Consider the following 11,908-nt stretch of genomic DNA (forward strand, 5'->3'; position numbering starts at 1 on the left):
GTCGCGAGTCGCCCACGGTACACCTCCTCGCCGCCCATTCTACCCGCGGGGCGGGCAGGTCCCGGGGGGCCGGCACACAAGAAAAGCCGGGGTGGGGATAACCCCCACCCCGGCGGGCAAAGAGCCGACGTTGCCGCCTAGGACGACGCCCGCTTCCAGTTCTTGACGTCCCAGAGGTCGGACGCCCACTGGGTCGGGTTCTGGCCGGTGATCTCCTTGCTGCGGACCGCGACGTTGTTGCGGGCCACGACACCGATCTCGGCCACGTCGGTGGCGACCAGCCGCTGCATCTGCAGGAAGAGCTCGGTGGACTTCTCCGGATCCATCTCCTGCTTCACCTGATCCCAGAGATCGTTGAACTCGGGATTCTGGTAGCGCATGTCGTTGTCAGCGGCCCACTGGTTCGACTTCTGGCAGATGTCGGTGTCCGGGTTCCGCGAGTAGTAGCGCCGGTACCACAGCACCGGGAACGGGGACTCGGCGTTGTTGGTGTACATCTCCAGGTCGGCGTAGAAGTGGCCGGTCGTGTCCGGGTTGCCCGGATCGCCGGAGAAGTAGACGTCGGCGCTGATCGACTTGAGCTGGATGTCGATCCCCAGCTCCGCGCACGACTGCTTGACGATCTCCTGTGTCTGCTGGCGCACCGGGTTGACCGACGTCTGGTAGACCCAGCGCATCGGCACACCGTTGAGCACCCGGATGCCGTCCGGGCCCCGCTCGGCGCCGGCCTCGTCGAGGAGCTGGTTCGCCTTCTCCAGGTTGTACTCCCAGGTGACGTCATCCGGCATGAGCGGCGGCACCTCGTTCATGGTCAGCGCCGTGGCCGAACCGCCCGGGCCGTACAGGGTGTCGGCGATGACGTCACGCTGGATGGCCAGCGCCAGCGCCTGCCGCACCCGCAGATCCTGGAAGTGCGGATGCGGGTTCTTGTAGTAGGAGCGCTCGCCGTTGACCTCGGTGTTCGGGTCCGAGTGGTTGATCAGCAGCTTCTCGGTCCCGCCACCAGGCCAGGTCACGATCTCGCCGATGCCGGCCGCCTCCATCGGCTGGAGCACGTTGGGCGCGACCTGGATGTTCCAGGCGTAATCGGCCTCGCCCGTCTGCAGCACAGCCCGCGCCGCGCTCGTCGCGTCGCCGCCGCCCTTCAACGTGATTCTGTCGAAGTACGGCTTACCCGGATCCCAGTAGTCCGGGTTGCGCTCGTAGACGACCACATCGCCCGGCCGGAACTCGACCACCTTGAACGGCCCGGTGCCGATCGGCATCAGGTTGAACTCGGCATCGCGCGCCTTCTCGCCGACGAAGTCGCGCAGGATGTGCTCGGGGAGGATCATCCCCTCCGGGCCGACGAACGGGTTGAACCACGCCGGGTCGGGGGTCTTGAAGTTCACCTTGACGGTGTAGTCGTCGATCACCTCGACGGACTCGACGTTGGTGTATTTCCCGTAGGTTGTGGCGTTGGTGTTGGGGTCGGTGAGGTACTCAAAGGTGAACTTGACGTCCTCGGCGGTGAAGGGCTCACCGTCGTGCCACTTCACACCCTGCCGGAGCTTCCAGGTAACGCTCATGCCGTCCTCGGCCACACCGTTGCCCAGCTCGGGGATCTCGGCCGCGAGCACCGGAACCAGGTTGGAATCGGAGTCGAAGTCGGCGAGGGGCTCGAGGTGGACGCGCGAGGCGTCGAAGTCCTTGGTACCCTGGGAGAGGTGGGCGTTGAGAATCGTCGGCGCCTGCCACCAGAGGAGCCGCAGCTCGCCATGACCGCCAGCCTCGCCGCCGGCCTCCTCGGTCGCGGTACCCTCGCCGCTACCGGCCGTTGGGCTCGCGGCGCCACCAGCAGGCTGGGTCGACTGGCCACCGCCGGCCGGGGTCTCCTCGGACTCGCTGCTCCCGCCGCAGGCGGCCAGCAGCGCAGCGATCGCCGGCGCGGTCAGCCCCAGGGCCGCCGCACGCTTGAGTACGTCTCGACGACTGATACGTCCCTCAGTGGCTTCTTTGAGAAGATCAGCGAACTGGCTGTCGCTGCTCATCCAAGACCTCCTCCTCGTGTCCGATGCAATCCCGCAGTGCCGGGATATCGAAGGGCCTCGGCAACTGTGGCCATCACAGTCTCATCCAGTCTCGGAACGCCAGGTTCACCTGATACGACGCTCCGGACTCGCCAAACAACCTCCCCTCCGATCATCATCGCCTCAGCGGGGCGCAACCTCCTCCGCTCGCACCTCCGCATTCCAACAACGATGTTAGTGCTGGTCGCGCAATCGCCCCTGCAACAAAAATGACGCGCACACACCAGTCCACTTCCACAGGGTGTCGGCGCAAGTGTACATCAAGTCAGTGGCAATGAGAAGAGGGGTGCGAGGAGATGAGTAACATTCACGGCACACATGTTGTCGCCTGCATCCCGTTGAAGGACTCGCCGCCGCTCACTTCTCACGGGAGAATCGCGGCATCCTCGGCTCATGGTCAACGGGCCGCCGGGCTTGGTATGGGTGCGTGGACGCCGCTCCCAACCGGTCGCGGTCGCGCAGGGCAGGCTCGTGATAACGAGGAACCACGCGCGGAAGCGGGCACGATGCCGGCGCTCGATGTTGTCGAGAAAGCGGGGGCGCGCCGCCCCTCGCCCTCAGTCGCAGTGCAGGCAGGTGCCGCTCTGGATGGAGGCGCTAGGTGGCAGCTCGCCGCGGAGCACCGCTAATCCAGCGGTGAGCTGCTCGTCTTGCTCGAACGTGTCGCTGACCGGTGCACCGGTGATCGGCATGAAGATGGGCGCGTCTTCCGGCTGATCCACCGGATAGTCCGGCTTGATCCCAACGTCGCGGATCTGGTCGCCATTGGGGGTCAGCCACAGTTCGGTGCCGAGCAGGAGCGCGGAGCCGTCGCTCAGGCTGTACTGGTTCAGCACGGTGCCGGTGCCGAAGGTCGATGTGCCCACCACCTGGGCGCGGTGGTTCTGCTGCAACGCACCGGAGACGATCTCGGCGGCTGACGCCGTGCCGTCATTCACCAGGACCACCAACGGCAGGTCGGTCCGCGGCACCGTCGCCACCGTCATATGAACCGTCTCCGTACCGTCGCGCACCCGGCTCTTGAAGACCGTGGTCTCGGGCGGCAAGAAGGCCGAGGCGACGCGGATGGCCTCGTCGACCAGCCCACCGGGGTTGTTGCGCAGGTCGAGCACGATGCTGGTCGCCCCGGCCGCCTCGGCGGCATCGATCGCCTGCGTGAGCTGGTCGCTGGTCCCACGGACGAACTGGCTGATCCGGATGTCGGCCACGCCGTTCGGCAGGATCACCCAGTCGACCGCCTTCAGCTCCAGCTTGGTCCGGCGCAGCCGGACCTCCACCAGCGCCTGCTGCCCGGGGCGCTCGAAGGCCAGATCGACCGTCGTCCCCTCTTCGCCGCGCACCCGCGCCACCACCTCCTCGAGCGACAGGCCGGCGATGCTCTCCCCGTTGACCCGCACCAGCACGTCGCCCGCCTGCACCCCGGCCTCCTGAGCCGGCGAGCCGTCCAGCGGCGCGACCACCACAACCCGGTTGTCGCGCAGTTCGATCTGGATCCCAACCCCGACGTAGCTCCCGGAGAGCGTCTCATCGTGTGCCCCGACCTGGTCCGGGGGCAGGTAGCGCGTGTGGCCCTCGTCGCCGAGCGTCTGGAGCATCCCGTCGATCGCGCCGTTCGTCATCTGGCGATCGTCGATCTTACTCGGCTCCACATAGTGGTCGTGGACCAGCGCCCACACCTCGTCGAGCACGCGGGGTGCCCCGTTCGTCTCAGTGGCAGCCGGCGGGGTCGCCAGCGTCCGGTTGAGGACGAGCCCGGTACCGACGCCGGTCGTGAAGACGGCGAACAGGGCCACGACCGCCAGCACAAGAAAGCCGAGGCTCCGGCCCTGGCGTCGACGCGGCTCTGCCTCCGTCGACGGGTGCAGCACGTCATCGCCGGTAACCCGCTGCTGCCCGTCACGCTCGGGAGGTTCGGCGTGATGCGCGTCGTGATGCGCGTAGGGACGATCCATGGTTGCCCTCCGCCCCGGCTGAGGGGATCGACGAGTAGCTAACTCAAGCATACCAACTCGCTGCGGAACCACCTTGCCAGCACCGTGCCACAGCTTCAGCTACGATTCAGGATCGCTTCAGATATCGCTCAGCCAGCCACGCCATCCTTCCGATAGGTGGCCATCCTGCCGACCCACGTGGCCACCGGCATGCACCAGGTCCTGATGGAGGTACGAGCACCATGCGACGCCAGATATCCATCCTCCCAGCGGTGGCCCTAATGGCCATCGCCTTGCTGATCGGCTTGATCGGCGGCGGCCTGCTCGGTGGACTCGCCGGCTACCACTACGCCTCGCAGTCCAACAGCGAGGCCACGGTTGCCAATGCCGCCGTGAGCAGCCCCACAAGCAGCACCGACACCAGCGACACCAACTCCGGCTCCACGTCGTCGAACACGTCGACCCAGTCCACCGGCGAGATCGTCGCCGCCGTGAACCCGGCGGTGGTCACGATCGTCAGCGAACAACGCAGCGACTTCGGCCCGACACAGGCCACCGGGACCGGAACCGGGATGATCATCGACACAGAGGGCCACATCGTGACAAACAACCACGTGGTGGACGGCGCCGATTCGCTGGAGGTGATCTTTAGCGACGGCGAGCGGGTGTCCGCAACGCTCGTCGGGAGCGACCCCTATCAGGATGTCGCGGTCATCAAGGTCGATGCGAAGGTCCCGGCGACGATCACCTTCGGCGACTCCGACAAGGTGAAGCCTGGCGACTCGGTCATCGCCATCGGCAGCGCCCTCGGCGAATTCCGCAACACGGTGACCGACGGCATCGTCAGCGCCACCGGCCGCAGCCTCGACACCGGCCAGGGCTACCGCCTCGAGCACCTGATCCAGCACGATGCGCCGATCAACCCCGGCAACTCCGGCGGCCCGCTGATCAACATGTCGGGCGAAGTGATCGGCATGAACACCGCGATCGTGCGCGGCGGCTTCGGCCAGCCCGGCGCCGAGGGACTGGGCTTCGCCATCGAGAGCAACACCGTCAAGCGCTTCGCCGAGCAGATCATTGCCGAGGGTCGGGTCGAGCGGCCGTACCTCGGGATCAGCTTCCGCCCGGTCACCCGCGTCGGGAACTCGAGTCGGGATTCGGAGCAGCCCGTGCTCGTGATGGAGGTCGCATCCGGCAGCCCGGCGGATAAGGCCGGCCTGCGGCCCGGTGACGTGATCACCGCGATCAACGGCACCACCCTCGATGATGAGCACCCCTTCCTCAACGTCCTCTACGCCCACAAGCCGGGAGACAAGGTCACCCTCACCGTCCAGAGCAGCCGCGGGTCCAGCCAGAGCCGCGACGTCGAGGTGACCCTCGGCAGCCAGGCGGATCGGAAGTGATCCCCTCACACCCAACCCCCTCTCCCACCAGGGGAGAGGGGGCTTTTCTTTCGTCTCACGAATGATGCGGGCGTACGCGGTCAGCCCCTGCCCGGGACTCAAGCCGCCGGGCTGACACGGCGAAGCCAGCTTCGGCCCCGGACCTCGGCTGGCCCCGTCGCGCACGGTGGCCGGGCCAGGGTCTTGCTCATAGTTGTCACAAATCCGACCGCGGTGGTGTTTAGTTGGGTAGAGCGGGGACGCGCCGCCCGGGTAGCGCGGCCCCGGCGCCGTGAGGAACGTAGACGTGACCGTATCGCACGCCACAGCGGCTTCGGACGGGACGCTGGTTCAGGCACTGCACGCGGGCGACGAGGAGGCCTTCGCCGAGGTCTTCCGTCGCTACTATCCGACCGTGTACGGCGTGCTGCTGCGGATCACCGGCGCGCCCGACGAGGCCGAGGACCTGACGCAGGAGGTCTTCCTCCGGCTCTACCAGCGGCCGGTGCCGCTCGGGACCGACGTCAACCTGGCTGGGTGGCTCTACCGCGTGGCCAGCAACCTCGGCTTCAACGCGGTGCGCTCACGACGGCGGCTGCGGGACCGGGTGCTCCGCTGGGCGCGGCTGGAGCGGCCACTGGTGACGGGGGCGCCCAACCCGGCGGCGGAGGCCGAGCGGAGCGACGCGGCGGCCCGGGTGCGGCAGGCGCTTGCGGACCTGCCGGAGCGCGACCGCACCGTGCTCATCCTCCGCCACTCGGGGGTGTCGTACGCCGAGATCGCGGCGGCGGTGGGCATCCGCACCAGTTCGGTCGGCACCGTGCTGGCGCGTGCCGAGCGCGCCCTGCGCGCACGCTATCTGGCACGAAACCCGGGCGCCGGTGAGGAGTAGGTCGGTGAACACGAGAGATCAATGCCTCAGCGACGGCGAACTGCGCGCGCTCCTCGACGCGCCGGAGGTGGAGCGCCACGCGGGCGTCCATGCATCCCACCTGGCGAGTTGCCCGGCCTGCCGGGAGCGCCTGGCACGGCTCCAGGCCGACGCCGAGGCTGCCGAATCGCTGCTCGCCCGGCTCGGTCCGGTCGAGCCCATCCCGGACCCAGCTCTCGCCTACCAGCGGCTGGCGGTCGCGCGTGACCGTCGACCGCGTGCTTCGATGGAAGGAGTCTCCTTCATGCAACGACTCTTCGGCGCGCCACGACGTGCCGCCCTGGCGAGTGTGGCCATCGTCGCCCTGATGGTGGCGGTGATCGCCATCGCGCCGGTCGGCACCCTGGCGCAGGATATTTTGAACAGCTTCCGGGTCCGGCAGTTCGCCGCGATCACCATCCCGATGGACCTGATGCAGCAGGTCGCCCCCGAGATGGAACAGCAGGCGAAGCAACTGACGCCGGAGGAAAAGCAGCAGATCATGTCCGGCCTGAAGGGCATGGACAGCTTCAGCACCACGCTGAACGCCGACAGCGTGCGCCCCGCCGGCTCGATCGACGAGGCTCGCGCGCACCTTGGCGGCACGATGCTCGTGCCGAGCGAACTGCCGCAGGCGTTCGCGGGTAGCCAGCCGCAGATCTACATCGGCGACGCCGGGCACGCTGAGTACACGCTCGACGTGGCCACAGCACAGCGGATCCTGAACACGATCAGCCTGAAGCCCGGCGGCCTGCCCGATCCGGCGCAGACCCCGGAGGTAACGATCTCGCTCGAGCTCAACCCGTCGGCGGTCCTCGCCTACGAGGCCAACGGCCAGCACCTGATCGTCGGCCAGACGGCCAGCCCGGTGCTGAACATCCCGTCCACGGTCGACGTCGAGGCGCTGCGCGAGGCGGTGCTGAGCATCCCGGGCCTGCCGCCGGAGCTGGTGGCGCAGATCCGCGCCGTCCAGGATTGGCAGCACACGCTGATCATCCCGGTCCCGGCCGGGGCCAAGACCAGCCAGGAGAAGGTCGACGGCGCACCGGCCCTGCTGATCGAGGCCAAGGAGGGCTCGGCGGTCCTGTGGCAGAAGGGCGGCATCCTCTACGCCGTGGCCGGCCAGGGGCTCAGCGGCAGCGACGTGATGCGCGTCGCCGGATCGATGGATTCCTAACCACCTCCCCACAGCAACCACCCCACCGGGGCGGCGTGATAGACGCCGCCCCGGCTTCGTTAAGACAGCAGGCGCAATGAGACTCGCCCATCCCACCCGAGTTCCTCCTCGCTCCAAGGTTGGGTGCAGAGTCGGGGGTGAGGGCCGCGCTCCTGAGGCTGGCCTACGCTCAACGTGAGACGAAGTGTTTGGCCCGATTGGCCATCCCCCGTATGGCATACTCACGCCCATGACAGAGACTGCTGTTCGCACCGAAACCGAGCCTCCGGCCGGTACGGCCCCTGCCGTAGAGACCTTCGGGCTGCGCAAGGTCTACGGGGATCGGGTCGCGGTCGAGGATCTGACCCTCCGCGTCGAAGAGGGTGAGGTCTTCGGCTTCCTCGGCCCCAACGGCGCCGGCAAGACTACCTCGGTCAAGATGTTGATGGGTTTGGTTCGCCCGACGTCGGGAACCGCCCGCCTGCTCGGCCGCCCGCTGGGCGACCGCGCGGCCCGCGCCAAGATCGGCTTCCTCCCCGAGATGTTCCGCTTCCACGACTGGCTGACCGGCGAGGAACTGCTGGATATCCACGGCCAGCTCTACGGGATGTCGCGCGCGCACCGTCAGCGGCGCATCCCCGAGGTGCTGGAACTGGTCGGCCTGAGCCACGCCGGGCGGCAGCGGGTCCGCACCTACTCCAAGGGCATGCAGCAGCGGATCGGACTGGCCCAGGCACTGCTCAACGAGCCGCGCCTGGTCTTCCTGGACGAGCCGACCTCGGCCCTCGACCCCATCGGCCGCCGCGACGTGCGCGACATTATCCTCCGTCTGCGCGCGGCCGGGATGACCGTCTTCCTCAACTCCCACCTGCTGAGCGAGGTCGAGTCGGTGTCCGACCGTGTGGCGATCATCAACCACGGCCGCGTCGCCGCGATCGGTCCGATGGCCGACTTGCTGCGCCGCGATCTGACGGTCGAGCTGCGCCTCAGCGCGGTCGACCCGGAGCTGCTCGACGACCTCGGCCGGCTGGTGCACATCGAGCACGTCGACGGGCATGAGCGGCCCACCGTCGTCGCTCGCGTGCCGGACGAGGAGACGATCGCCCGCGCGGTGGACCTCCTGGTCGCGCGCGGGGTGCGGGTCTACGGCGTCATGCCCGAGCGGCGCACGCTAGAGCAGGTCTTCCTCGACGTGGTCGAGAAGGAGGGAGGCAAGGCGGAGTGAAGGCGCTCGTCATCGCCCGCCTCACCTTCCGCGAGGCGCTCCAGCGGAAGCTGATCTGGGGCGTGCTGGCGCTCAGTCTGGTCTTCGTTGCCCTCTACGCCTTCGGCTTCCACCTGCTGGTGCGCGAGTGGAACGAGATGCAGGCGCGCCGCCCCGCTGATGGCGGCGGCTCGATCCTGACCTACGAGATCTTCGCCAGCTCGATGGTGATGCTCGGCCTCTACACCGTCAACTTCCTCGCCGGCATCATGACCATCTTCGCCGCGGTGGGCGCCATCGCCAGCGAGATCGACAGCGGCACGCTGCACGCGATCATCCCCAAGCCGCTCGCCCGCTGGGAACTGGTGTTGGGCAAGTACCTCGGCTATGCCGGCATGCTGGTGGTCTACATCGCCATCATGGTCGGCTCGGTCATGCTGACCGCCCGCCTGATCGGCAGCTATACCCCGCCGAACATCATCCAGGGGATGCTCCTCATCGTCCTTGTGGCGATGATCCTGCTCTCGCTGACCATGCTCGGCAGCACCATCTTCTCAACCATCGCCAACGGCGTCATCGTCTTCATGCTCTACGGCATGGCGATGACCGGCGGGCTGGTCGAGCAGATCGGCACGGTACTCAGCAACCAGACGATGATCAACATCGGCATCGCCACCAGCATCCTGCTCCCGAGCGACAGCATGTGGCGGCTCGCCAGCTACGTCGTCCAGCCGCAGATCGCGATCAGCTTCACCGGGCCCAACCCGCTCGGCACGACCGTGCCTCCCAGCGCCACCGCGGTGCAGTACGCCATCGCCTACTGCCTCATCCTCCTCCTCGGCGCCATGCTCGTGTTCCGGCGGCGAGACTTGTGAGGCGCGATGGGACGGCCCTCACCCCCGGCCCCTCTCCCAACTTTGGGAGAGGGGGGAACTTGGAGCATCCTGCGTGTGCCGGTTCCGTATCACCTGATAGCTAGCCCGTTATCCTCCCCTCTCCCAGAGTTGGGAGAGGGGGCAGGGGGGTGAGGGCCGCCGCCCGCAACCGCGCTATACTCCTCCCCAACGCTCACACCCACGCATCACGGAGCACGGAACATGGAACACGCAATGCGCAGTACCAGCGACGCGTGACTCTCAACGGAGGCTGACCCCGATGTTCATCAAGGCATTCCCGGCCGGGCCGATCGAGACGAACGCCTTCCTGGTGGGGGACGAGGAGTCCGGGCAGGCCATCGCCATTGACGCACCCGGTGACGTGACAGCCGATCTGGTCGACGCGGCCCGCGCCGCCGGGCTGACGATCGGCCTGATCGTGCTCACCCACCACCACTGGGACCACGTGCTCGACGCCCTGGAGTTGAAGGCCGCCATCGGCGCGCCGCTCGCCGCACACCCGGAGTCGGTCCCCTTGCTGGAGAAACCCACCCCTCCGGCCATGCCGATCCCGGTCCAGGTGCCGGCGATCACGCCGGACCGACTCCTCCGCGACGGCGACACCGTGCCGGTGGGGCGCTACACCTTCCGGGTGCTCCACACGCCGGGCCACGCGCCAGGGCAGATCTCACTCTACGAGCCCGACGCGGCCGTCCTCTTCGGTGGCGACACCCTCTTCAGCGGCGGGTTCGGCCGCGTCGATCTTCCGGGCTCCAGCGTCCAGCAGACGGTAGCTACCTTGCAGCGCCTGCTCCAGTTGCCGGACAACGTCACCGTCTACCCCGGCCACGGCCAGGAGACCACCATCGGCGCCGAGCGCGCCTGGATGACCCAGCTCGTCTCACGCCGGTGAGGGGGACGTGTTGCGTGTTGCGTGTTCCGTCTCCTCCCCTCTCCCAAAATTGGGAGAGAGGTCGGGGGTGAGGGCCCTCCCACGGATCACGCAACACGCAACACGCACGACGCGATAGGCGCCCACTTCGCCGGCACCGGTGGCCTCAAGACCGTCGCTCCTGCATGGCCGCCTTCGCCTGGTCCGCCTCTTTCTTTTCTTCAGAAGAGACCCGCCCGCGCAGGAGCAGCCAGCCGCCACCGGCCACGGCCAGCGCGGCCGCCATCTTCGCCGCGGTCGGGAGCGGGCGCCCCCGGTCCACCAGCGGCGCCAGCGCCGGGCGGAGGAACCGGCCGAGCCAGAGCAGGAGAGCCAGCGGCGGCACCGTGCGCCAGAGATCGCGGGTCGCCGGTTCGCCCGCCCGCTGGATCGCCGACCAGCCGTAGGCCATCGGCCCGAGCAGATGCATCATCCGCTCCACCCCACCTGCGACCGGCGCGGCGCGACCCTCGTGCTCCAGCAACGCATCGAGCGCGACGCTGAGCGTCGCGGCCGACGCCCACTGGTCCTTGAAGGCGATCAGGCCGTCGGCGTCGATCAGATAGGCGGCGTTCGGCAGCCCACCGTAGGCCCGGTGTACGGTGCCGTCCAGGTCGTCAACCAGCACCGGCCAGGGGATCTCCTCCAGCGCCTTGAACGCACGGGCGTGCTCCATCTTCTCCGCTTCCGTCTTCGGAGCCGGGAAGCTCGCCCCCGGGTGCGCCTCCCGGACGTAGACGTGAAACCAGCGGGCGATCCCTCCGCCGCCATCCGCGTAGAGCTGCTTGAGCGACGGCAGGCCACCGCGCGCCATCGGATCGGTCACGCTGCCGAAGATGAGCAGCACCGGCTGGCCGCGCAGCGCGCTCAGCCGCACCCGCTGCCCCTCGGTCGTGGGGAGATCGAAGTCCGGCGCACGCTCCCCCGGTTTCGGCCCACCCCGGACGGTGCGACGCAGGTCGTCGAGAAGGACATCGGTGGTGAACTGCGGGTAGTTGTATCCGGGCGGCGCGGGACCGGCGAGGTCCGCCGCCATCGGCTGGTCCAGCGACTCCATAGCTGCTCCGATCTGCTGGGCCGGCACAGGTCACATTGTCTCCGCTCGCGGCGGCTCGCCAGCGCAGCCGCACTCCCGGTGCCAGCACCAGGGCAGCCGGTGTCAAGTGGGGACATCGGGCTCGCGCCCTGGTGATGCGGTGTCCACCGTCCGGGTAGGTGCCCAGGGCTTGAGCCCCGGGCACCGGCCGGGTGCCGGGGTCCATCATGCCGAGGCGCCAGCCCTGCGTCGCCCCAGCCGGCTTCAGCCGGCTTTCGTTGTCAGCCCGGGGCTTGAGCCCCGGGCACCGACCACAACCCGGAGATCCTCACACCACCCATCGGCAAGCACACACCACGGCACGGGATCCTTCGCACCATCTGTCCCCCTGCCCGCGCCGGGGCGGGGCGGGTG

At 68.3% G+C, this 11,908-nt stretch carries 9 protein-coding genes; 6 read left to right on the forward strand and 3 right to left on the reverse strand.

From position 1 onward, the window contains the following. Positions 1-137: 137 nt before the first annotated feature. The gene (locus tag IRZ30_RS11585; protein WP_294085283.1) at positions 138-2,030 is read right to left on the reverse strand and encodes a peptide ABC transporter substrate-binding protein; all 1,893 of its coding nucleotides are present in this window, start codon (positions 2,028-2,030) and stop codon (positions 138-140) included. A 596-nt stretch (positions 2,031-2,626) separates the two neighbouring features. Further along, positions 2,627-4,021 carry a S41 family peptidase gene (locus IRZ30_RS11590; RefSeq protein WP_294085284.1) on the reverse strand — a complete coding sequence of 465 codons (1,395 nt, stop codon included), beginning with the start codon at positions 4,019-4,021 and terminating at the stop codon, positions 2,627-2,629. Between the two features lie 221 nt (positions 4,022-4,242). On the opposite strand from IRZ30_RS11590, the gene IRZ30_RS11595 reads away from it, so the two are divergent. The 6 genes from IRZ30_RS11595 (at position 4,243) to IRZ30_RS11620 (ending at position 10,440) form a co-directional block, all read left to right on the forward strand. Continuing rightward, a complete protein-coding gene (locus IRZ30_RS11595) occupies positions 4,243-5,403 on the forward strand; it encodes a trypsin-like peptidase domain-containing protein (RefSeq protein WP_294085285.1) in 1,161 nt (386 codons plus the stop codon). 286 nt (positions 5,404-5,689) lie between these two features. Next, positions 5,690-6,274, forward strand: a complete 585-nt coding sequence (locus IRZ30_RS11600) for a sigma-70 family RNA polymerase sigma factor (protein ID WP_294085287.1) — start codon at positions 5,690-5,692, stop codon at positions 6,272-6,274. A gap of 4 nt (positions 6,275-6,278) precedes the next feature. Then, a complete protein-coding gene (locus tag IRZ30_RS11605; RefSeq protein ID WP_294085289.1) occupies positions 6,279-7,469 on the forward strand; it encodes a hypothetical protein in 1,191 nt (396 codons plus the stop codon). Between the two features lie 229 nt (positions 7,470-7,698). After that, positions 7,699-8,673, forward strand: coding sequence for an ABC transporter ATP-binding protein (locus IRZ30_RS11610; protein ID WP_294085291.1), 975 nt, complete (start codon positions 7,699-7,701; stop codon positions 8,671-8,673). After that, on the forward strand, positions 8,670-9,527 hold the full coding sequence (locus tag IRZ30_RS11615; protein ID WP_294085293.1) for an ABC transporter permease: 858 nt from the start codon (positions 8,670-8,672) through the stop codon (positions 9,525-9,527). Before IRZ30_RS11610 ends, IRZ30_RS11615 begins: the two co-directional genes overlap by 4 nt. 280 nt (positions 9,528-9,807) lie before the next feature. Then, positions 9,808-10,440: an MBL fold metallo-hydrolase gene (locus tag IRZ30_RS11620; RefSeq protein WP_294085294.1), complete on the forward strand. Its 633-nt coding sequence runs from the start codon at positions 9,808-9,810 to the stop codon at positions 10,438-10,440. Between the two features lie 145 nt (positions 10,441-10,585). On the opposite strand, the gene IRZ30_RS11625 is transcribed toward IRZ30_RS11620, so the two are convergent. Beyond that, a complete protein-coding gene (locus tag IRZ30_RS11625) occupies positions 10,586-11,515 on the reverse strand; it encodes a peroxiredoxin (RefSeq protein ID WP_259656319.1) in 930 nt (309 codons plus the stop codon). Positions 11,516-11,908: the final 393 nt, after the last annotated feature.

Source organism: Sphaerobacter sp. (assembly GCF_019683595.1).
Lineage (GTDB): Bacteria > Chloroflexota > Chloroflexia > Thermomicrobiales > Thermomicrobiaceae > Sphaerobacter.